Consider the following 20,440-nt stretch of genomic DNA (forward strand, 5'->3'; position numbering starts at 1 on the left):
GAGCGTCCGGCCGGATGCCCGCTGCCCTGGCATCCGGCCGGCGGGATCCTAGTGAGCGGTGGTGTTCCGGACGATCCTGCCCTCCGCGTCGCGCGGCCGCACCGGGTGCTGGCTGAGGATCGAGATGCGGTTGAACGTGTTGATGGTGACGGCCACCCATTCAGCAGCCACGAAGGTGTCATCGCCCAGGGTTGCGCGCGCGACCTCGAGCTGCGCCTCCGTGTCGGCAGAGAGCGGCATCAGCGTCACCGCTTCGGTGATCGCGAGCACCGCCGCCTCACGCTCCGAGTACAGCGTGCTCTCGCGCCACGTGGAGAGCAGGTCGAGCTTCTGCTGCGGGATGCCCGACTGGCGCGCCTGACGGGAGTGCAGGTCGAGGCAGTAGGCGCAGCCGTTCAGCCGCGAAGCATGCAGCTTGATGAGCTCGGCCTCCTGCGGCAGGAGCCCGTGCTGCGCAGCTTCATCGCGCACGGCCGCCGAGTAGAGCTGGGCGGCCTTCCACGACTCCGGCATGCCCTTGTCCAGGAACGGTCGCATGGCTCTCCTTGTGCTCGCGCTGCTGATCCCGACCGTACCTCAGTGGTCAGGGGGCGCGGATGGCGCGCTGTCCTTCGGATCGGCCCTGAAGGCTCAGTCGGCCGACGGCGGCCTGCGATTGCGCTTGATGTCGGATCGTCGGCTCTTCGCCTCGAGCCGCCGCCGCCGGGAGCCGCCCGTCGCGCGGGTGGGTCGGCGGATGGACGCTGGAGCGACGGCATCGCGGAGGACTGCCGCGAGCCGCTGCCGCGCAGCGGTGCGATTCTGCCGCTGCGCACGATGCTCGGCCGCGGTGATGGTCAGCACCGTGCCGGAGAGGCGAGGGGCGAGTCGATCGAGCGCGCGGGCGCGCTGCGCATCGGTCAATGCAGTCGTCGTGCGCAGGTCGAGGCTCAGCTGCACGCGCGAGTCCGTGGTGTTGACGCCCTGACCGCCGGGGCCCGACGCTCGCGAGAACTGCTCGACGAGCTCGTCAGCGGGTACCAGCAGCCCTTGCGGGGCTCCTGGCCCCGGGGGCACGACCACATCCTCCACGCGACGATTGCTCGCTACTGCGGCGCGACCCGACGGTGCGGATACTCCGGCTCGCGACGCTGGAAGCTCAGGATGCTCGGGTTCTGGATCACGCCGTCACGGATCTCGATCGCGCGCGAGATGGTGTGGTCGGCGTCCCATGACGCGGGACCTTCCATGACCGTGCGCAGGAACGGCAGGAGGGCCTCGCTGATCTCCCAGGTGGCGGCGTTCCACAGGTACGACGGGCTGTGGTCGACCGCGTAGTAGTGCACGCCCACGCCGACCGTGAACATCGGGTCGTCGAAGCCGGTGGGCTTCGCCCATTCGAAGCCCATCCCCGCATCGCACGAGACGTCGATGATGAGGCTGCCTGCCGCGAACGCGTCGAGATCCTCGGTCCGCAGATAGGTCACCGGCGCCGAGACGTCCTGCAGCGTGCAGTTGACGACGATGTCGTGCGCCGCGAGGAACTCGGGCAGCAGCACGCTGCCCTCGTCGGTCAGTACCTGGCTGCTGCGGATGTCGCCACCGTCGGTGGTGAGCTGGAGGATGAAGGCGCCGTGGATCGGCGAGCTGACCGCGGCGACATCCCGTTGCGTCAGCACCTGCACGTCGTGGATGCCCTGCGCATTGAGCGCCGTCACCGCACCTCGCGCGGTCGCGCCGAAGCCGATCACGACCGCGCTGCGCCGCGGCCCGTAGTCGCCCGTGGACCCGATCAGCTGCAGGGCGTGCAGCACCGAGCTGTAGCCGGCCAGCTCGTTGTTCTTGTGGAACACGTGCAGGCTGAAGTCGCCCCGGCTGTTCCAGTGGTTCATGGCCTCGAACGCGATGAGTGTGAGCCGACGGTCGATCGCGGTCTGCGTCATCGCCGCGTCCTGCACGCAGTGCGGCCAGCCCCACAGCACGCCGCCCTCCGGCATCGCCGCGACATCCGCCGACTGCGGCTTCGGCAGCAGCAGCACGTCAGCCGACGACAGCACCTCCGCGCGCTCGGCGACCCGGCCGACGCGCGCCTCGACCCACCCGGGCTCGAGCTGGAAGTCGGCGCCGTAGCCGCGCTCGACGACCATTCGCGCCCGCACGTCGGCATCGATGCGGTCGAGGTGCAGGGGATGGATCGGCAGTCGGCGCTCATTCTCCATCGAGGAGTCAGCGAGCAGGCCCAGCGTGAGCAGACCCTCGCTCGACGGCGCGGTCGGCTCGGGCACAGGGGTGTGAGCGGCGTCGGACATCCGGACTCCCATCGTTGGGGAACCAAGGTCAGCTCCTGGTCCGAGCGTACGCGCCTCGAGGTGGGCGCCGAGCGATGACGGTGGTGCTCAGGCGAGCGAGCAGGCACGATGGGCGCATGGAGGATCCGAAGCAGCTGCTGACCGCGACCGCTATCGAGAACGCGGGGCTCACGGATTGGAGGCGCGGTGATGAGGCGCTCACTGCGCGCTTCCGCTCCGGCAACTTCGCCACCGGCCTCCAGCTGGTCGCACGGATCGGTGCATCGGCCGAGGCCGTCAACCACCATCCCGATGTGCTGCTGACCTACCCGGCGGTCACCGTGACCCTCACCAGCCACGACGCGGGCGGCGTCACGATCCGTGACGTGCGCCTGGCGCGCGTGATCAGCGAGCACGCGGCGGCTCTGGGCATCAGCGCGGGCGCACGCTGACTCCGAGCGATCAGGACAGCTGACGTCGTCTGCACTGAGAGACTGGGCGGATGACCGCAACCCTCGTCGCCCAGGGGCTCGCCGGTGGCTACGGCCACCGCACACTCTTCGACGCGCTCGACGTGACCGTCGCGCCCGGCGACGTGATCGGCGTGGTCGGCGCGAACGGCGCGGGCAAGTCGACGCTGCTGCGACTGCTGGCCGGCATCGATGAGCCGCAGGCAGGATCCATCTCCCTCGCTCCCGCAGACGCCTTCGTCGGCTTCCTGCCGCAGGAGCACGAGCGCGTGGCGGGGGAGAGGGTCGTCGACTACATCGTTCGCCGCACGGGGTGCGCGCAGGCGAGTGCAGACATGGATGCCGCGGCGCTCGCGCTCGGCGATCCGTCGCTGGCGCCCGCGGGCGTCGACCCGGCCGACGCATACTCGAGCGCGCTCGAGCGCTGGTTGGCGAGCGGCGCCGCCGACCTCGACGAGCGCATCCCACTCGTGCTCGCCGACCTCGGCCTGCAGCTGCCGTCCGGCGCGGTCGAGCAGGCCATGATGACCTCGCTCTCGGGCGGGCAGGCCGCGCGCGTGGGGCTCGCGGCACTGCTGCTGTCGCGGTTCGACGTGGTGCTGCTCGACGAGCCCACGAACGATCTCGATCTCGACGGGCTGGAGCGGCTGGAGGCGTTCGTGCAGGGCCTCCGCGGCGGCGTCGTGCTGGTCAGCCACGACCGTGAGTTCCTCGCCCGCTGCGTCACGCGGGTGCTCGAGCTCGACCTCGCGCAGTCGTCGAACCGCATCTACGGCGGCGGCTACGACGCCTACCTGGAGGAGCGCGCGACCGTGCGCCGGCACGCCAGGGAGCAGTACGACGAGTTCGCCGAGCAGAAGGCCGACCTCGTCGCTCGCGCCAGGACGCAGCGCGAGTGGTCGAGCCAGGGCGTGCGCAACGCCATGAAGAAGGCGCCCGACAACGACAAGATCCGCCGCCGGGCTGCCACCGAGTCGAGCGAGAAGCAGGCGCAGAAGGTGCGCCAGATGGAGAGCCGGATCGCGCGCCTCGACGAGGTCGAGGAGCCGCGCAAGGAATGGCAGCTCGCCTTCACCATCGGGGCCGCGCCGCGCTCGGGCACGGTGGTCTCCACGCTCAGCGCCGCCGTCGTCCGCCAGGGCTCGTTCACGCTGGGACCGGTGTCGCTGCAGGTGAATGCGCAGGAGCGCATCGGCATCACCGGGCCGAACGGCGCCGGCAAGTCGACGCTGCTGCGCGCGCTGCTCGGGCAGCAGCAGCCCGACGAGGGCTCCGCGAGCCTCGGTGCGAGCGTGCGCATCGGCGAGATCGACCAGGCACGATCGCTGCTGACCGGCACGTCGCGACTGGCGGCAGCGGTCGAGGCGCTCGTGCCCGAGCTGGCCTCCGGCGAGGTGCGCACGCTGCTGGCGAAGTTCGGCCTGCGCGCCGACCACGTCGGCCGTCCGGTCGACGAGCTGTCCCCCGGGGAGCGCACCCGCGCGGGCCTCGCGCTGCTGCAGGCGCGCGGCGTCAACCTGCTGGTGCTCGACGAGCCCACCAACCACCTCGACCTGCCCGCCATCGAGCAGCTCGAGCAGGCGCTCGAGACCTACGACGGCACGCTGCTGCTCGTGACGCACGACCGGCGGATGCTCGAGACCGTGCGCACCGATCGGCACTGGCGGGTCGAGGCCGGCAGGGTCGTCGAGCTGTGACGAGCCAAGGCTCGCGGATCGGAGGTGCATCGTGAGCGACCGGACCAATCCCGTGTTCGATCCACCGCAGGGGCGCAGGTCGATCCCCGTCCGCACCAGCTACACGCCCGCGCACACCTGCTCGCCCGCGGTGCGGATGCGCGTGCTGAGCGCGACCCCGCTGTTCGTCGACCTCACCGTCGACGAGCTGCAGTCCATCGACGCCCGCATGATCACCTTCCATGCCGACGTCGGCGACATCATCCATCGGCAGGGTGATCCCGCCGAGTCCTTCTACGTGCTTGCCGCCGGACGGCTGAAGGTGGTTCGCACGAGCGCCGAGGGGCAGCAGGAGGTCGTCGACCTGCTCGGCTCCGGCGACGCGTTCGGCGGCATGGACTCCTTCGGTCGCACCCGGCACACGGAGACGGTCGAGGCGTTGACCACGGTGTGCGTGCTGCGGATCGACGCGCCCGGCTTCCACCGGATCCTGCGCGAGTTCCCTCCGGTCGCGCTGCGCCTGATCGACGACCTGGCGACCCAGCTGCTGGAGTCCAGAGCATCCGCGGCGCTGCGGTCGACGACGGTGACGCAGCGGGTCGCCGCGACCCTGCTGCGGCTGGCCGAGAAGTTCGGCGAGCGGGAGGGCGAGCGCGTGCTCATCCAGATGCCGCTGACACGCGCCGACCTTGCCGGCATCACCGGCTCCACCCCGGAATCCGTCTCTCGCGCCATGAGTCGGATGCGCGCGGCGGGCCTGGTCGAGTCGGGTCGACGGTGGACCAGGATCCTCGACCTCGATGGCTTGCGCGCGGCCGCCGACTGAGCCGCCGGCATCCCCCACCGCCACTGCACGCTGCGGGTCTGCAGCAGCATGACGCACGTCATGGTCGCCGCGCCCTGCCCTTCGTAGGTTGGGAGCAAGCCTCCAGATGGAGGGTCGCTCCCGACGAAGGGGATGGTCATGGCCACCACGAGCTCCACCCAGACGAAGCTGCGGGCTGAGGGATTCTCCTGCCCCTCATGCGTGGCGAAGATCGAGAAGCAGGTCGGGCGCCTCGACGGCGTCGACAACGTGCAGGTGCACTTCGCCTCCTCTCGCATCGAGGTCGAGCACGACGCCTCGAAGGTCAGCGTCGACGACATCGTCAGCGCCGTGGCGAAGGCCGGCTACGCGGCGAAGCCGTCGGCGTTCTGAACCCGAGGTCTCCGCGGCATCCCGCCGCGGAGGTCCTCCGCCAGTGTGAGCACGAGAAGGACAGGATCATGAGTCGGTTGCAGCAGATCGTGGCGGGGCGCTGGTTCGTCCCCGCGGTGTCGGGCACGTTGATCGTGCTGTCGTGGGTCGCAGGTGGCATCGAGATGGCGCTCGTCGGCGCCATCCTGATGGTCGCCGCGGCTGTCGTGGCGGGCTGGCGCATCGCCGTGCAGGCGGTGCGATCGCTGCTGACCAAGCACGTCGGCATCGATCTGCTGGTCTCGGTGGCCGCGATCGGCGCCATCATCATCGGCAACTTCTGGGAGGCGGCGGCGGTCACCTTCCTGTTCGCCATCGGGCACGCGCTCGAGGCGGCGACGCTGAACCGCACGCGGTCCGCGCTGGCCGAGCTCGTGGCCGTGGCGCCGGACGTCGCTGTCGTGCTGCGCGGTGGCCAGCAGGTCGAGGTCGGCGCGGGGGATGTCGAGGTCGGCGAGACCGTGCTGGTCAAGCACGGCGCGAAGGTGCCGGTCGATGGCACGGTGGTCGCCGGAACCGGCGGCATCGATGAGGCGTCGATCACCGGTGAGTCGATGCCGGTCGACAAGGGCGAAGGCGATCAGGTGTTCGCGGGCACGGTCTCCCGCAGCGGCTTCCTGCAGGTGCGGGCCTCCGGCATCGGCGCCGACACCACGCTGGCTCGCATCATCCATCGCGTCGAGGAGGCGCAGGATGCCAAGGCGAAGACGCAGTCGTTCATCGATCGCTTCGCGCGCTGGTACACGCCCGCCGTGCTGCTGCTGGCGCTCATCGCCGGACTCGTCAGCGGTGACGTCGTGCTCGCGCTGACACTGCTGGTGATCGGCTGCCCTGGCGCGCTCGTGATCTCGATCCCGGTCGCGATCGTGGCAGGGATCGGCCGTGCCGCGAAGGACGGCATCCTCATCAAGGGCGGCGAGTACCTCGAGACTGCCGCGAAGATCGACGTCGTGGCGGTCGACAAGACAGGCACGCTCACGCAGGGCCGCCCGCGTCTCACCGATGTCGTGGTGCTCGATCCCGCGCTGGAGCGGGCGGACGTGCTGCGCTGGGCGGCGAACGCAGAGGCAGGCTCGGAGCACCCGTTGGCGCGCCCGATCCTCGCAGCGGCCGACGCAGAGGGCATCTCCGTCGCCCTGCCGGAGCACGTGCACCCGATCGCGGGCAAGGGCATCGAGGTGATGAGTGCGGGGCATCGCGTGCTGGTGGGCAACCAGGCGCTGCTGGAGCAGTTCGGCGTGCGCGATGACGGTGGCGCGGAGCGGGCGGCCAGACATCTTGCCGACGGCGGTCGCACGCCCATGATCATTGCCGTGGACGACACCGTGGTGGGCGTGATCGCAGTCGCGGACACGGTGCGTGACGACGCGGCCACCATGGTCGATCAGCTGCACGCTGCCGGCGTGCGCCGCGTGGTCATGCTGACGGGCGATGTGCAGGCGGTCGCGAGCGCGATCGCCACGGCGACCGGCATCGATGAGGTGCGAGCGGCGCTGCTGCCGGAGGACAAGCTCGCGGCGGTGCAGGAGCTGCAGCGCGCGGGGCACACGGTGGCGATGGTCGGCGATGGTGTCAACGACGCCCCTGCGCTGGCCGCAGCCGACATCGGGGTCGCCATGGGTGCGGCGGGGTCCGCGGTGGCGGTGGAGACCGCCGACATCGCCTTGATGGGCGACCACCTGCTGAAGCTGCCGGAGGCGATCGGCCTCGCAAAGCGCACCGTGTCGGTGATGCGCCAGAACATCGCCATTGCGCTGCTGACCGTGGTCGCGCTGCTTGCGGGCGTCTTCCTCGGCGGCGTCACGATGGCGATCGGCATGCTCGTGCACGAGGCGTCCGTGATGGTGGTGATCGTCAACGCGATGCGGCTGCTGCGGCGGCAGCGGGCAGCCGGATCGGCACGTCGACCGCGGTCGACTGGCAGTGCCGTCGAGCGACGACCGGGAGTGCTGACCGAGGGTTAGCCTGGGGCGCGGGAGGCACCATGCTCGATGCGCTGCTGTGGGGCGGGGTCGCGGCTTCTTCGCTGCTGATCGGTGCGCTGCTCGCGATCGTTCGGCGGTGGCCGGATGTCGTGGTCGGCGTCGTGCTCGCGTTCGGAGCCGGCGCGCTGATGGCGAGTGTCGCGTTCGAGCTCGCAGAGGGCGGGCTGCGCGATGGCGGTCCGCTCGCCGTGGGCGTGGGGCTCGCCGCGGGCGCGCTGGTCTACTTCTTCGCCGATCGCGGGGTCGAGCGGTGGTCGGGACGCAAGGGGGCGAGCGCAGCTGGTGCGCCGCTCGCCATCGGCGCGCTGCTCGACGGGATCCCCGAGCAGGCGGTGCTGGGCATCGGCCTGGCCGCCGGCGGCGGCGTGAGCATGGCGCTGCTCGTCTCCGTCTTCGTCTCGAACCTGCCAGAAGCGATCGGGTCGTCCTCCGACATGCTCGCGGCGGGACGCTCGCGGCGATTCGTGCTGTCGCTGTGGCTCGTCGTCGTGATCGTGAGCGTGCTGGCGGCGGTCGCGGGCGCGCTCATCGCCGATGCCGCGCCGCCGGGGCTCGCGGGCATCGTGGACGGCTTCGCGGCCGGGGCATTGCTGGTGATGCTGGTCGACGCGATGATCCCGGAGGCGCGAGCGAAGGCCAAGAACGTTGCTGGCCTCGCGACGGTGGTGGGCTTCGCCGTGGCAGCATCCCTTTCCCTGCTCGTCTGACCGCCGCTCGGCGAAGCACCGAGACGCGCGCATCGATCGCTCACTTGCGCACCCTGGCGCTGAGCCCGATACTGCGCACGGAGGTGCACACCATGGATTACACGCAAGGATTCAGCGGCTTCGCGGTGCCGGATGTCGCGGCGGCCAAGACGTTCTACGCCGATGTGCTCGGCCTCGCAGCTGTGGAGCAGGACGGCATGCTGCAGTTGACGATGCCCGGCGGCGCGGCCGTGCTCGTCTACCCGAAGGAGGATCACGTGCCCGCGGTGTTCACGGTCCTGCACCTCGGCGTCGTCGACCTCGGGGCTGCGATCGAGGAGCTCACCGCGCGCGGCGCGACCTGGGAGCGATACGAGGGTTTCGACCAGGACGCGCGCGGCATCGCCGCGGGTGACGGCCGCGGCCCCGACATCGCGTGGACGACGGACCCTGCAGGCAACATCGTGTCGGTGATGCAGCTGCCGCGCGAATGACCTCAGCGCACCCCCCACGCGGAGGACTGCTGCTGCAGCTTGAGGTACATCAGCGTGTCGGTCTCGCGCACGCCTTCGATCGCGCGGATGCGGTCCGAGACGAGCTCCAGCAGATGCGCGTCGCTCTCGCAGACGACTTCCACGAGCACGTCGTAGGTGCCGGCGGTGATGACGACGTAGACGACCTCGTCCAGCGAGGAGAGGGCCTCGGCGACGGGTTCCATGCGGCCGGAGGTGCGGATGCCGATCATCGCCTGCCGCGCGAACCCCAGCTGCGTCGGGTCGGTGACGGCGGCGATCTGCATGACGCGGGCATCCGTCAGCCGCTTCACGCGGTTGCGCACGGCGGTCTCGCTGAGCCCGACGGCGGCGGCGATGGTGGCGTACGCCGCCCGCCCGTCGTGCTGCAGCTCCGCGATGATCGCCTTGTCGATCGAGTCGGGCTCCGTCACAGTCGCGCCCCCGCCTCCGTCAGCAGCCCCCGCAGGGTCTGCGCCATCTCGTCCACAGGTGGTCGTTGGCGGCCATGCTGCTCCTTGTCGTCGGTCTGGTCAGCGGTTCGGGTCGGTCATGTCCACGCGGACAATGGCCTGCTCGGCCGTGCTCGGCTCCTCATCCCAGAACCGTCGGTCGCGGAAGTACCAGATGACCATCAGCACGACACCGGTGGCAAAGATCCCGATGCCGAGCACGAGCGGCGGTCCGAGGCCGAACCACGCGACCCCCGAGTAGGAGTTCTCCGGGTTGCCGTAGTCGATGATCGCCGCGACGAGCAGCCAGGTGAGCATGAGCGCGCCCAGTACGGGCCCGACTCCGATGAGCACGAAGCTCTTGACGCTCTTGGTGAGTCGCTTGCGGAAGTAGATCGCGCAGGCGATGCCCGTCAGCGCGTAGTAGAAGGCGATGAGCAGGCCGAGCGCCGTGAGCGTGTCCCACAGCGCCGTCTCGCTCAGCAAACCCACGCCCAGGTAGTAGGCGATCGCGATGCCGGCCACCCACCACGTTGAGACGTCGGGCGTGCGGAACCGCGGGTGGATGCGTCCGAACATCTTCGGCAGCGCGCCGCGCCGAGCCATGCTGAGCCCGGTGCGCGAGGCCGGGATGATCGTGGTCTGCGTCGAGGCGATGGCCGAAGTCGCGACCGACAGCATGACGACCCACGACCAGGGGCCCATGGTCTCGCTGGCGAGCACTTGGAAGACCGCTTCCTCCTCGCCCGCGTTCTCGGCGAGGAAGGCGTCGCCGGCGAGCGCCACGACGGCGATCGTGACGGAGAGGTAGGTGACGAGGAGCACGAGCGTCGACCAGATCGCTGCCTTGCCGGGCGACTGCGACGAGTTCGAGGTCTCCTCTGTCAGGTTGACCGCCGACTCCCAGCCCCAATAGGCGAAGACGCCGAGCAGGAGCGCGGGAGTGACGCCGGCCCAGCCACCGCCGAACGGGTTCAGCCACTCCCACGACGGTGTCAACGAGTCGAACGCCGAGGTGTTGGAGGCCACCTGCACGAGCGCGACCACGGCGAATGCGAGCAGCGAGACCACCTGGAAGATGATGAGCACGTTCTGCAGCCGCGCAGAGATCTCGGTGCCCCACACGCAGATCGCGGTCATGAGCAGGATGAGCAGGACGGTGAGGATGCGGATGAGCACCGGGTCGTACGCGAGATCCTCGAGCCCGAACGTGAGCAGCGAGTAGCGCACGCCCACCTCGGCGAGCGAGCCGACGATCAGCACCCCGGTCATGGTGATGGCCCAGCCGCCGATCCAGCCGAACCACGGTCCCATGGCACGCGTGACCCAGGAGAAGGTGGTCCCGGAATCCTGGTCGACGGTGTTGAGGTAGTAGAACGCGGATGCGATGAGCAGCATGGGGATGAAGCTCGCGAGCATGATCCCGGGCGCGTGCACGCCCGTGTAGAGCACGAGGCCGCCGATGATGGCGGCGATCGTGTACGCGGGGGAGGTCGACGCGAGGCCGATGACGAGGGCGTCGAAGAAGCCGATGGCGTTCGGCTTCAGGCTCGGTCGGCTGGCCGTGTCCGGGCTGCTGCGATGGTCGGTCACGTCTGCTCCTCATTGCGCAGTTCGGCGGATTCACCGTCGCAGCCAATGTGTGAACGCGTGATCCGCTCTTCTTGATCGATGACACTACTGATTCCGACGTGACTGCACTAGAGTCGCCGTCAATCGGCTTCGACGTCCCGTGCGACGGTGCACGGCGCGAAGCTCGCGCGAGAGGAGCGATCCCATGCGGATCCTGCTGGTGGGTGCCGGAGGTGTCGGGGGAGCGTTCGCCGCGATCGCGGCGCGACGGGACTTCTATGAGGCGATCGTCATCGCCGACTACGACGAGGATCGAGCACGTCGGGCGGCCGACGTCGACGCGCGGTTCTCCTCCGCGCAGGTCGACGCCTCCGACCCGGATTCCGTCGCGGCGCTGTGCCGCGAGCACGAGATCACCCACGTGATGAACGCGGTGGACCCCCGCTTCGTCATGCCGATCTTCGACGGCGCGCTCGCGGCCGGTGCCGGCTACGTCGACATGGCGATGAGTCTGTCGCAGCCGCACCCCGAGGAGCCGCACAGCCGGGTGGGCGTGAAGCTCGGGGACGAGCAGTTCGCGAAGGCAGCCGAATGGGAAGCCGCGGGGCAGCTCGCGCTCGTGGGCATGGGCGTCGAGCCCGGCATGTCCGACGTGTTCGCGCGCTACGCAGCAGACGAGCTCTTCGAGACCATCACCGAGCTCGGCACGCGGGACGGCGCGAACCTCGCAGTGCACGACGATGACGGGAACGAGATCTTCGCACCCTCGTTCTCGATCTGGACGACGATCGAGGAGTGCCTGAACCCTCCGGTGATCTGGGAGCGCGCCAGAGCGGATGAGGAGGACGGCGGCTGGTACACGACCCCGCCGTTCAGCGAGCCGGAGGTGTTCGACTTCCCCGAGGGGATCGGGCCGGTGGAGTGCGTCAACGTCGAGCACGAGGAGGTGCTGCTCATGCCGCGCTGGATCGACTGCGAGCGCGTGACCTTCAAGTACGGGCTCGGCAGCGAGTTCATCGGTGTGCTGCAGACCCTCCACACGCTCGGTCTCGACAGCACCGCCAAGGTGCGGGTTGGCGGTGTCGAGGTCTCGCCGCGCGATGTGGTCGCGGCGTGCCTGCCCGATCCAGCCTCCATCGGTCCCGTGATGACCGGGAAGACCTGCGCCGGCGTGTGGGTGCGGGGCACCGGCAAGGACGGCCAGCCGCGCTCCACGTACCTGTACCACGTGGTCGACAACGCCTGGTCGATGGAGGAGTACGGCCACCAGTGCGTGGTCTGGCAGACGGCCATCAATCCCGTGATCGCGCTCGAGCTGCTCGCGACCGGCGTCTGGTCCGGCAGCGGCGTGCTGGGGCCGGAGGCACTGCCGCCGAAGCCGTTCCTCGACAAGCTCGAGGAGTACGGGAGCCCATCGGGCGTGATGGAGGTCGCATCGGGGGAGTGAGCACTGCCGCTGCCAGCTCGTGGCGCGGTCCGCTCGGGCGTTCGCACAGGCCCATGTGGGCGCCGCCGAGTACCGTGAGCATCCCGATCCGGAGGAGACGATCATGACCGATGCGAGCGCGAACCACGAGCCCAGCGACCAGCCTGACACCCACGGCGAGACCATCGGCGCGACCGGTGACGCGCAGGACTCGACCCTGGAGAAGGATCCGGCCGAGTGGGTGAGCGGTGACGACCCCATGACGGAGGCGCAGCGCTCCTACCTCGACACGCTCGCGAAGCAGGCGGGCGAAGAGCTGCCGGCGGACCTCACGAAGGGCGAGGCGTCGCAGCACATCGAGCGCCTGCGGGGCCAGACCGGCAAGGACTGACGCAGCTCGTGGCATTCAGCAAGGGTGACGAGGTCAGCTGGAACACCAGCCAGGGCCAGACGCACGGCACGGTGCAGGAGCAGCGAGTCAAGGACTTCCAGTTCGAGGGTCAGCAGTTCCGTGCCTCCGACGACGAGCCCTACTACATCGTCGAGTCGGCGAAGACGGGCGCCAAGGCGGCGCACAAGGAATCTGCGCTCACGAAGCGGTCCTGAGGCGGCCGACGAGCAGCGGCGCCGTCGAACCGCATCAGGATGCTGGGGGCGCGAGCTCGTCGAGCTCCGCGAGCCGGTCGGTCGCGCGCGCAGAGCGGTCCGCCTCTGACATCTCCCACCAGGCATCGCCGCGCTCGCCGAGGCCCTCCTTCGCGAGCTGCACGCGGTCACGTGCGAGTCGACGGATCGCATCGTCATCGGTGAACCGCACGGCTGAGCGGGCGCGGCCAAGATGTGAGCGGAGACGCGAGGCCAGCACCGGCTCGAGTTCGGGATCCTCCGCCCGCCAGCGTCGTCCGTCGACGACGATCCACCGCCCGTCGGGGGTGCGCTCGTGCTCGCGCCCCACGAGCTCAGCGACGCTCGATCGGGATGTGACGCAGCTTCGTACCGACGGGGCCGAGCTCGACGCGCACGGTCAGCACGCCGTCCTCGTAGGCGGCCGTGATGGCATCGTCGCGCGCGCCCTGCGGCAGGCGGATGTCGCGCGCCAGCGCCCCGTAGCGGAACTCGGTGCGGTGCGGCTCCCGCTTGTCGCGGTGGCGCTCGGCGTGGATGCGCAGCACCCCGTGCTCGATCATCACGTCGATGTCGCGCTCCGGATCCAGGCCCGGCAGCTCGGCGTGCACGACGAACGCGTCGTCCTCGACGACCTCCTCGACGCGGATGCCAGGCAGCGGGCTCTTGCCGTCCCAACCGCCCATCAGCGCGAACGCATCGACCCAATCCGTGAAGGGCGGGAAGATCGGGTGCTTCCGTGCACTCTCCGTGGTCATGGCGAGCTCCCTCCGTCGGTCAGTCGTCTGGCTCCTGTCTACTCCCGATCGCGGGGGTGGGCAACGGTCGCGGGTGCTGCGGATGCGTTCGGGCCGATGCTGGTCGCGATCCAGAGCCCCCTCGTGCTTCCATGGCGGCATGAGCGATTCCAGCAGCACCGAGTCCCGCATCGTGAGCGCCAGCCGCACGATCGAGGCACCCGCCGACGTGATCTTCGAGCAGATCGCCGACCCGGCGAAGCAGCCGGCGTGGGACGGCAACGACAACCTCGGCGAGGCACCGGAGGGCCAGCGGGTGCACGCTGTCGGCGATGTGTTCTCGATGCGGCTCACCAACGGCGCAATCCGTGACAACCACATCGTCGAGTTCGAGGAGGGGCGCCGCATCGCGTGGAAGCCCGCCGAGGAGGGCAAGCCGCCGATCGGGCAGCTGTGGCGGTGGGAGGTCGAGCCCGAGGGCGCCGGTGCGCGCGTCACGCACACCTACGACTGGAGTGACCTGCATGACGAGCAGCGGATGAAGAGGGCCCGCAGCACGCATGCCGAGCAGCTGCTCGCCTCCATCGACCGTCTCGCGCAGCTGCTCGAACGCTGACCTCCGAGCGGAGGGCAGCGCGCTCGCGGGCGGCGACGGGGTAGCATGGGGGTCAGGCGTCAGCTCGCCGGTTCCCGCCGGTGCCGCATCGCGGCATCCTCGCACCGCAGCCGTCGCCGCCGGCGCGACGATCCGCCGCCTTGCATGAGGCGCTCGTCGTGGCACGAACGCCGGAGCCGTCCCATCGGCTCCCCTCGAACGGAGGACATGTGGCCGACGCCGCAACCATCGATGCTCCCGAGACGGACGCATCCACCGAAGCACCGTCGCGCGACCGCGACGCCCTCATCCCGCAGCTCGCCCGCGCCGTCCGGCAGGTCGAGGCCGGCGTCAAGCGCGGCGCCGCCTCGCGCTCGACCCGGGTCAAGCTGCAGGTCGTCGCCATGCTCGCCCGCGAGGAGCGGGCCCGGGTGCGCGCTGATTCGGCCCTCACCGACGCGCAGCGCGCCGAGGACCTGAAGCGGCTCGACGGCATCGCGATGATCCTCGCGAAGGCCGCCAGCCGTGAGCCCACGCTCCTGCCGCTGCTGGGCGAGGGCGCTCCGATCAGCGACGCGGTGCGGGAGCGCAAGCGCGAGATGCTGCTGGACGCGGGCCTCGAGCCCGAGCCGGAGCGCCAGTCCGCTCCCGAGCCGGAGCCATCGGAGCCGCAGGCGCCGCAGGTCGTGCCGCAGTCGGTGCGGCGGGTGCAGCTCGCGAACCCCTTCCTCGAGCCCGATCTCGAGCACGTGCGCCGCAAGCCGGAGCGCGACCGGCTGGCCGGCTTCGACCTGCTCTCGCCGCTCTACCTCTCGTTCGAGGTCGCGGCCGACGGCAAGCCCGCCTGCATGCCGCTCCCGGAGCCCAAGCAGCGCCTCGCACCGGGCGGCAAGGAGCTCATGCACCACCAGGCGCAGCTCGTGCAGTCGGCGAGAGAGGGCCACCGCGCCTTCCTGCTCGCCGACGAGCCCGGTCTCGGCAAGACCGCGCAGGCGCTGCTCGCGGCGCAGGCAGCGGATGCCTTCCCGCTGCTGGTCGTCGCGCCGAGCGTCGTGAAGATCAACTGGGCTCGCGAGACCGAGCGGTGGGTGCCGGGCCGCCGCGCCGCGGTGGTGCAGGGCGACGGCGACAACCTGGACGCGTTCGCCGACGTCGTGATCGTCAACTACGAGGTGCTCGACCGGCACATGGGCTGGCTGGAGCGCTTCGGATTCCGCGGCATGGTCGTCGACGAGGCGCACTTCATCAAGAACACCCGCTCGAAGCGGTCGCGCCACGTGCTGCAGATCGCGGCAGCGCTGCGCGAGCGCGTCGGCAACCCGCTGCTGATGGCGTTGACGGGCACACCGCTCATCAACGACATCGAGGACTTCGGCGCGATCTGGCGATTCCTCGGCTGGATCGATCAGAAGGAGCCCAACGCGGCGCTCACGGACGAGCTCGAGGAGATCGGGCTCACGCCCATGGACCGCGGCTTCTACCCGGCGGCGCGCAAGGCCGTCATCGATATGGGCATCGTTCGGCGTCGCAAGATCGACGTCGCCAGCGACATACCCGCCCGTCGCATCGCCGACATCCCGGTCGAGCTCGACGAGTCGGAGGTGCGGTCCATCCGCGCGGCCGAGCAGGACCTGATCGATCGGATGCTGCGTCGCTACGACGCCGCGCTGCTGCAGCGCCCCGCCGACGACGATGCGGTCATCGACGACGACCTCATCCGCCGCATCGCGCGCAGCGAGGTCGAGACGCAGGAGGGCGGCACCGGCGAGAACGTCTTCGCGCTCGCCCGGCGCATCGGTCGCGCCAAGGCCGACCTGGCGGCTGACTACGCGGCGCAGCTCGCGCACTCGGTCGGCAAGGTGGTCTTCTTCGCGAAGCACATCGACGTGCTCGACACGGCCGAGCGCACGCTCGCGAAGGCCGGCATCAGCACGGTCTCGATCCGCGGCGACCAGACGCCGACGCAGCGGCAGCACGCGATCGACGCGTTCACCAACGACGAATCGGTGCAGGTGGCCGTGTGCTCGCTCATGGCGGCCGGTGTCGGGGTCAACCTGCAGGCGGCGGCCGACATGGTGCTCGCCGAGCTGTCGTGGACGGACGCCGAGCAGACGCAGGCGATCGACCGCATCCACCGCATCGGCCAGTCGATGCCCGTCACGGTGTGGCGCATCCTCGCCGCGCAGACGATCGACACGCGCATCGCCGAGCTGCTCGACGCCAAGGCGGGGCTCATCGGGCGCGCGATCGACGGCGCGACCGGCGAGGAGCCGACGAGCGGCGACCTGCGGCTCGAGGCGGTCACCGGCATCCTGCGCGACGCGGTGGCGGCGCGCAGCGCGCGGGTCTAGGGGCGCGCGTGCCGGACGCGGCCTTCGAGGATCCCCGACTGGCCGCGGTGTACGACGCGCTCGACCCCGACCGCAGCGACCTCGAGGTCTATGTCGGGCTCGTGACCGACGAGCTCGGAGCGCGCGCCGTGCTCGACATCGGCTGCGGCACCGGCACCTTCGCGCTCATGCTCGCCGATCGCGGCATTCGGGTCGTCGGCGTCGACCCGGCGCGGGCATCCGTCGACGTCGCTCGGCGCAAGCGCGGCGCCGAGCGCGTGGAGTGGCACGCCGGCACCGCCGATGCTCTGCCCGCCATGGCCGTGGATGCGGCGACGATGACGGCGAACGTCGCGCAGGTCTTCGTCGACGATGCCGAGTGGCATCGGGTGCTGGCAGCCGTGCACGAGCGGCTGCGTCCCGGCGGCACGCTGGTGCTCGAGTCACGCAGGCCAGAGCGGGAGGCGTGGCTCGGCTGGACCGCGCAGGAGACGCGGCAGGTCGTCGATGTGCCGCACGAGGGGCCGGTCGAGGATTGGGTCGACGTGACCGCCGTCACGGACGACGGTGCCGGTGGGCGGCTCGTGACGTTCGTCTCGCCCACGCTCTTCCACCGCGACGCCGCACGGATCGACTCGGTCTCGACGCTGCGCTTCCGGTCGCGGGCCACCATCGAGCGCTCGCTGGTCGACGCGGGCTTCGCGGTGATCGACGTCCGAGACGCGCCGGATAGACCGGGCAGGGAGTGGGTCTACCTGGCCCGGCGACCCGCATGAGTCATCCTCCTCGCGCGATCAGCGATCCGCGGCCGCGTCCTCGAGCGACAGCGTGCGCGCCTGCTCGAGCGCCTGGGTGAAGACCTCGGCGGGCTGCGCGCCCGACAGGCCGAGGCGCATGTCGAAGACGAAGAACGGCACGCCCGTGACGCCGAGCTCGCGCGCCTGCGCGATGTCGTCGTGCACCGAGGAGAGATAGCGCTCATCGGCGAGCGCCGCGAGGAGCTCCTGCTCGTCGAGCCCGACCTGCACGCCGATGGCGACGAGCGCATCGATGCTGCCGATGTCGATGCCTCGCTCGAAGTGCGCGGAGAGCAGGGACTCCTTGACCGCGTCGGCGACGCCGTGCGCCTTCGCGTGGTGCAGCAGCTGGTGCGCGCGCAGGCTGTTCGCCACCACCAGCTGGTCGAAGTCGTACTGCAGGCCCTCGGCCGCGGCCTGCGTGCTGACGTGCTCGAACATCTGCCGCACCTGCTCGACCTGCATCCCCTTGCGGGATGCGAGATAGTCGACCTCGGTGCCGTCGTAGTGCTCCGGCAGCGTCGGGTCGAGCTGGTAGGAGTGCCAGGTCACGACCACCGAGTCGCGGTGCTCCCACGCGGCGAGCGCGCGTTCGAAGCGGCGCTTGCCGATGAAGCACCACGGGCACGCGACGTCTGACCAGATATCGATCTGCATGCTCAGGGCAACGCGCCGGCCACCTTGCTATTCCCTCGCGATGCTCAGCGGGGGAGCTCGTCGATGAGGGCGTCTGCCTCGGGGTCGTCCCAGTCGTCGAGATCGAAGTCGTCGTCGGCAGCGTCGCCCGCCGCGGCGCCCGCGGCTGCTGCTGGTGCGCTGTCGGTGACCGTGTCGGCCTCCGTCTCGACGTCGCCGAGCCAGGCGTCGGCGGCCGCCTCCAGGTCGACGTCCTCGTCCTCGTCGAGGTCGTCGTCATCGCGCTCCGCATCCTCCGCGAGCTCCTCGCGCAGCCACTGCGCGAGCGTGCCGTCGGCCTCCGCCTCGACCATCGCCTCCACGTTCTCCTCGTCCAGCAGCAGGATCGCCGAGACACGATCGTCGTCGCGGCCGACGATCGTGTCGTCGTCGCCGTCCTCGCCGGGCACGCGCTCGACGGAGTCGTGCCAGTTCGCCATCACGTCTTCGACCAGCGCTGCGATCCGCTCGCGGTCATCCATCCAGTCGGTCATTGCGCCCCCCTCAAGCGTCTGCTGCGCGTCCAGTCTGCACCCGCCGCGGGTGCCGCGCCTGCACGATGTAGTCGATGCCGGCCACGACGTGCAGACCCACGCCGAGCAGCATGAGCGTCATGCCGACGGGCATCGCCCACGGCAGCACCGTGTGCCCGAGGAGCAGCACCACGATCGCGGTCAGCAGCAGGGCGGTGCGAGCCTTGCCCGTCCAGGAGACGTGGATGCTGCCCGCTCGTGCTGCCTTGCCGGCGAAGACGACCGTGGCCACATCGACGGCGAAGATCACGGCGAGGATCCACCAGTCGACCGCACCGCCGAGCGCGAGCGCGAGCGTCACGCCGATGATGCCGATGCGGTCGGCGACCGGGTCCATCACCTCACCGAAGCGCGACTCCTGATGCAGTGCACGGGCCAGCACGCCGTCGATCCAGTCCGTCGACGCCCAGATCGCGAGCATGACGACCGGCAGCCACGAGCCCTCCGCGCCGACGACGATGAGCCAGCACACCGGCACGAGCAGCAGCAGCCGCGCGAGCGTGATCGCATTCGGCAGCGTGACGACGCGGGTGAAGAAGGGATCGGCCGGATCGCGGTCGCGGGCCGAGATGAGGGGCATGCCATCTTGATAGCACAGCGAGGGGCCGTGCAGTCGAGGTCGCGGGTGCCTCGGTGACCGACTGAGGGTGGCTCGATCACGGCTGCAGGCTCCCGGCCTGCGCGAGGCCGAGGCGCGCCATCTCCACGACCCGCGCGCCGAGATGGCTGCGAGTGGCAACGTCGAGCGAGCGCAGCGGCCCGTCGACGGTCAGGGTTGCGAAGCCGTGCACGGCAGACCAGGCGAGCGCCTCGGCGCCTGGCCGATCGGCTGCGGCGAGCTCGCCGACCTCCTCGAGTGCGTCGAGCGCGCGCTCCAGCTGCTCGTACGGGGTGCGCCCGCACGCACCGCGCGCCTCGGGGTCATGGGCGGACTCGAGGTCGCGATGGGCGCGGAAGGCGAGGCGGAACAGGCCGGGCTCGTGCCATGCCGATTCCATGTAGGCCAGTCCGACGGCCGCGAGCTGGCCGTCGGCCCAGCGCCGTCGGTCCCCGGACGGCGGGCAGCCGCTCGCGGCCGCCGACATCCGCTCCTCCATGGCATCTGCGACCAGCGCCTGCGCGCGTCGCGCGATGGCGGAGACGAGCTGCTCGCGGTCCTCGAAGTGGCGGTAGACCGCGGACGGCGAGACCCCGACCAGCCGTGCGAGTTCCCGCAGGCTCACCGCGTCCGGCCCGCTGACCCGCGCGACATCGAACCCTGCGTCGAGCAATGCTCGACGCAGATCGCCGTGGAAGTAGCCGGATCTCGCCATCGCCCTTGACGCTACCCGTCGCCGGGCATAATGTGAACGCCGTTCACACTCGCTTCACCCGCTAGGAGTCGTCATGGCCGTGCAGATGGTCTTCCCCAACTACGCGGTACAGGATGCCGCGCGCGCGACCGCCTTCTACGAGGCCCTGGGGTTCACGGTCAACCCGCAGTTCAGCGACGAGACGACCAGCTGCATGGTCGTGAGCGACCAGGTCTCGATCATGCTGCTCGAGCACGATCGGTTCGATGAGTTCCTGGTCGGCTCCCAGCGCCGGGCGCCCGAGGGGATGCTCGAGAATCTGCTCGCGCTGCTGTTGGGAAGCCGCGAGGAGGTGGATGCGTTGGCCTCTGCGGGCACCGCCGCGGGCGGTACCCTGTCCAAGCCTGTCGAGGCGAACGAATGGGGCATGTACGGCGGCCAGCTCACCGACCTCGACGGCCACATCCTCGACTTCTTCTTCATGGAGGCCCCGCAGGACTGATCCTGCAGCCTCCTTCCACGCGACGCAGCGCACTCAGCGGGCACCAGCCCGCCGGGTGCCTCGCCGCCCTCT

The 20,440-nt window shown here is 70.3% G+C and carries 25 protein-coding genes; 14 read left to right on the forward strand and 11 right to left on the reverse strand.

Going from position 1 to position 20,440, the window contains the following annotated elements; all coding sequences use genetic code 11:
* Positions 1-48: 48 nt before the first annotated feature.
* From ACJJVL_RS07515 to ACJJVL_RS07525, 3 genes are all read right to left on the reverse strand, one after another.
* Positions 49-537 carry a carboxymuconolactone decarboxylase family protein gene (locus tag ACJJVL_RS07515; protein ID WP_405217860.1) on the reverse strand — a complete coding sequence of 163 codons (489 nt, stop codon included), beginning with the start codon at positions 535-537 and terminating at the stop codon, positions 49-51.
* 93 nt (positions 538-630) lie between these two features.
* The gene (gene arfB / locus ACJJVL_RS07520; protein ID WP_405217862.1) at positions 631-1,071 is read right to left on the reverse strand and encodes an alternative ribosome rescue aminoacyl-tRNA hydrolase ArfB; all 441 of its coding nucleotides are present in this window, start codon (positions 1,069-1,071) and stop codon (positions 631-633) included.
* A gap of 14 nt (positions 1,072-1,085) precedes the next feature.
* On the reverse strand, positions 1,086-2,288 hold the full coding sequence (locus ACJJVL_RS07525) for a N(5)-(carboxyethyl)ornithine synthase (RefSeq protein ID WP_405217864.1): 1,203 nt from the start codon (positions 2,286-2,288) through the stop codon (positions 1,086-1,088).
* Positions 2,289-2,404: 116 nt separating this feature from the next.
* Here ACJJVL_RS07525 and ACJJVL_RS07530 point away from each other — a divergent pair, with 116 nt between their 5' ends.
* The 7 genes from ACJJVL_RS07530 to ACJJVL_RS07560 all read left to right on the forward strand — a co-directional run bounded on the left by ACJJVL_RS07530 (position 2,405) and on the right by ACJJVL_RS07560 (position 8,815).
* On the forward strand, positions 2,405-2,719 hold the full coding sequence (locus ACJJVL_RS07530) for a 4a-hydroxytetrahydrobiopterin dehydratase (protein ID WP_405217865.1): 315 nt from the start codon (positions 2,405-2,407) through the stop codon (positions 2,717-2,719).
* 50 nt (positions 2,720-2,769) lie between these two features.
* Positions 2,770-4,434 carry an ABC-F family ATP-binding cassette domain-containing protein gene (locus ACJJVL_RS07535; RefSeq protein ID WP_405217867.1) on the forward strand — a complete coding sequence of 555 codons (1,665 nt, stop codon included), beginning with the start codon at positions 2,770-2,772 and terminating at the stop codon, positions 4,432-4,434.
* A gap of 31 nt (positions 4,435-4,465) precedes the next feature.
* Positions 4,466-5,239 carry a Crp/Fnr family transcriptional regulator gene (locus tag ACJJVL_RS07540; RefSeq protein ID WP_405217869.1) on the forward strand — a complete coding sequence of 258 codons (774 nt, stop codon included), beginning with the start codon at positions 4,466-4,468 and terminating at the stop codon, positions 5,237-5,239.
* 138 nt (positions 5,240-5,377) lie between these two features.
* Positions 5,378-5,611, forward strand: coding sequence for a heavy-metal-associated domain-containing protein (locus ACJJVL_RS07545; RefSeq protein WP_405217871.1), 234 nt, complete (start codon positions 5,378-5,380; stop codon positions 5,609-5,611).
* A gap of 68 nt (positions 5,612-5,679) precedes the next feature.
* The gene (locus ACJJVL_RS07550; RefSeq protein WP_405217873.1) at positions 5,680-7,614 is read left to right on the forward strand and encodes a heavy metal translocating P-type ATPase; all 1,935 of its coding nucleotides are present in this window, start codon (positions 5,680-5,682) and stop codon (positions 7,612-7,614) included.
* Positions 7,615-7,634: 20 nt separating this feature from the next.
* A complete protein-coding gene (locus ACJJVL_RS07555; RefSeq protein ID WP_405217874.1) occupies positions 7,635-8,342 on the forward strand; it encodes a ZIP family metal transporter in 708 nt (235 codons plus the stop codon).
* A gap of 92 nt (positions 8,343-8,434) precedes the next feature.
* The gene (locus tag ACJJVL_RS07560; RefSeq protein WP_405217876.1) at positions 8,435-8,815 is read left to right on the forward strand and encodes a VOC family protein; all 381 of its coding nucleotides are present in this window, start codon (positions 8,435-8,437) and stop codon (positions 8,813-8,815) included.
* A 2-nt stretch (positions 8,816-8,817) separates the two neighbouring features.
* Here the strand turns inward: ACJJVL_RS07560 and ACJJVL_RS07565 are convergent, their stop codons facing one another.
* Together ACJJVL_RS07565 and ACJJVL_RS07570 are read right to left on the reverse strand one after the other, a co-directional pair.
* On the reverse strand, positions 8,818-9,267 hold the full coding sequence (locus tag ACJJVL_RS07565; RefSeq protein WP_405217877.1) for an Lrp/AsnC family transcriptional regulator: 450 nt from the start codon (positions 9,265-9,267) through the stop codon (positions 8,818-8,820).
* 99 nt (positions 9,268-9,366) lie between these two features.
* Positions 9,367-10,878: an APC family permease gene (locus ACJJVL_RS07570; protein ID WP_405217878.1), complete on the reverse strand. Its 1,512-nt coding sequence runs from the start codon at positions 10,876-10,878 to the stop codon at positions 9,367-9,369.
* Positions 10,879-11,062: 184 nt separating this feature from the next.
* Here ACJJVL_RS07570 and ACJJVL_RS07575 point away from each other — a divergent pair, with 184 nt between their 5' ends.
* From ACJJVL_RS07575 to ACJJVL_RS07585, 3 genes are all read left to right on the forward strand, one after another.
* Positions 11,063-12,304, forward strand: a complete 1,242-nt coding sequence (locus ACJJVL_RS07575; protein ID WP_405217880.1) for a saccharopine dehydrogenase family protein — start codon at positions 11,063-11,065, stop codon at positions 12,302-12,304.
* Positions 12,305-12,407: 103 nt separating this feature from the next.
* Entirely contained in the window at positions 12,408-12,674 is a 267-nt protein-coding gene (locus tag ACJJVL_RS07580) for a DUF3072 domain-containing protein (RefSeq protein ID WP_405217881.1), read from the forward strand.
* An 8-nt stretch (positions 12,675-12,682) separates the two neighbouring features.
* On the forward strand, positions 12,683-12,889 hold the full coding sequence (locus ACJJVL_RS07585) for a DUF2945 domain-containing protein (RefSeq protein WP_405217883.1): 207 nt from the start codon (positions 12,683-12,685) through the stop codon (positions 12,887-12,889).
* A gap of 34 nt (positions 12,890-12,923) precedes the next feature.
* On the opposite strand, the gene ACJJVL_RS07590 is transcribed toward ACJJVL_RS07585, so the two are convergent.
* Together ACJJVL_RS07590 and ACJJVL_RS07595 are read right to left on the reverse strand one after the other, a co-directional pair.
* Entirely contained in the window at positions 12,924-13,238 is a 315-nt protein-coding gene (locus tag ACJJVL_RS07590; RefSeq protein WP_405217885.1) for a biopolymer transporter Tol, read from the reverse strand.
* Between the two features lie 4 nt (positions 13,239-13,242).
* Positions 13,243-13,665 (reverse strand): Hsp20/alpha crystallin family protein, encoded by a 423-nt coding sequence (locus tag ACJJVL_RS07595; RefSeq protein ID WP_405217886.1) that lies wholly within the window; start codon positions 13,663-13,665, stop codon positions 13,243-13,245.
* Positions 13,666-13,804: 139 nt separating this feature from the next.
* Between ACJJVL_RS07595 and ACJJVL_RS07600 the strand changes: the two genes are divergently transcribed.
* The 3 genes from ACJJVL_RS07600 to ACJJVL_RS07610 all read left to right on the forward strand — a co-directional run bounded on the left by ACJJVL_RS07600 (position 13,805) and on the right by ACJJVL_RS07610 (position 17,345).
* Positions 13,805-14,260 (forward strand): SRPBCC family protein, encoded by a 456-nt coding sequence (locus ACJJVL_RS07600; RefSeq protein ID WP_405217887.1) that lies wholly within the window; start codon positions 13,805-13,807, stop codon positions 14,258-14,260.
* A 209-nt stretch (positions 14,261-14,469) separates the two neighbouring features.
* Positions 14,470-16,590, forward strand: coding sequence for a DEAD/DEAH box helicase (locus ACJJVL_RS07605; RefSeq protein ID WP_405217889.1), 2,121 nt, complete (start codon positions 14,470-14,472; stop codon positions 16,588-16,590).
* A gap of 8 nt (positions 16,591-16,598) precedes the next feature.
* A complete protein-coding gene (locus ACJJVL_RS07610) occupies positions 16,599-17,345 on the forward strand; it encodes a class I SAM-dependent methyltransferase (protein WP_405217890.1) in 747 nt (248 codons plus the stop codon).
* 18 nt (positions 17,346-17,363) lie between these two features.
* Here ACJJVL_RS07610 and ACJJVL_RS07615 read toward each other — a convergent pair whose 3' ends face one another.
* The 4 genes from ACJJVL_RS07615 to ACJJVL_RS07630 all read right to left on the reverse strand — a co-directional run bounded on the left by ACJJVL_RS07615 (position 17,364) and on the right by ACJJVL_RS07630 (position 19,887).
* The gene (locus tag ACJJVL_RS07615; protein ID WP_405217891.1) at positions 17,364-18,023 is read right to left on the reverse strand and encodes a DsbA family oxidoreductase; all 660 of its coding nucleotides are present in this window, start codon (positions 18,021-18,023) and stop codon (positions 17,364-17,366) included.
* 44 nt (positions 18,024-18,067) lie between these two features.
* Entirely contained in the window at positions 18,068-18,535 is a 468-nt protein-coding gene (locus ACJJVL_RS07620; protein ID WP_405217892.1) for a hypothetical protein, read from the reverse strand.
* A 10-nt stretch (positions 18,536-18,545) separates the two neighbouring features.
* Positions 18,546-19,154, reverse strand: coding sequence for a CDP-alcohol phosphatidyltransferase family protein (locus tag ACJJVL_RS07625; protein ID WP_405217893.1), 609 nt, complete (start codon positions 19,152-19,154; stop codon positions 18,546-18,548).
* A 76-nt stretch (positions 19,155-19,230) separates the two neighbouring features.
* Positions 19,231-19,887 (reverse strand): TetR/AcrR family transcriptional regulator, encoded by a 657-nt coding sequence (locus ACJJVL_RS07630; RefSeq protein ID WP_405217895.1) that lies wholly within the window; start codon positions 19,885-19,887, stop codon positions 19,231-19,233.
* A gap of 73 nt (positions 19,888-19,960) precedes the next feature.
* Between ACJJVL_RS07630 and ACJJVL_RS07635 the strand changes: the two genes are divergently transcribed.
* Positions 19,961-20,368 carry a VOC family protein gene (locus tag ACJJVL_RS07635; RefSeq protein WP_405217896.1) on the forward strand — a complete coding sequence of 136 codons (408 nt, stop codon included), beginning with the start codon at positions 19,961-19,963 and terminating at the stop codon, positions 20,366-20,368.
* Positions 20,369-20,440 lie beyond the last annotated feature (72 nt).

It is taken from the genome of Agrococcus sp. Ld7 (assembly GCF_045064095.1).
Taxonomy (GTDB): Bacteria; Actinomycetota; Actinomycetes; order Actinomycetales; family Microbacteriaceae; genus Agrococcus.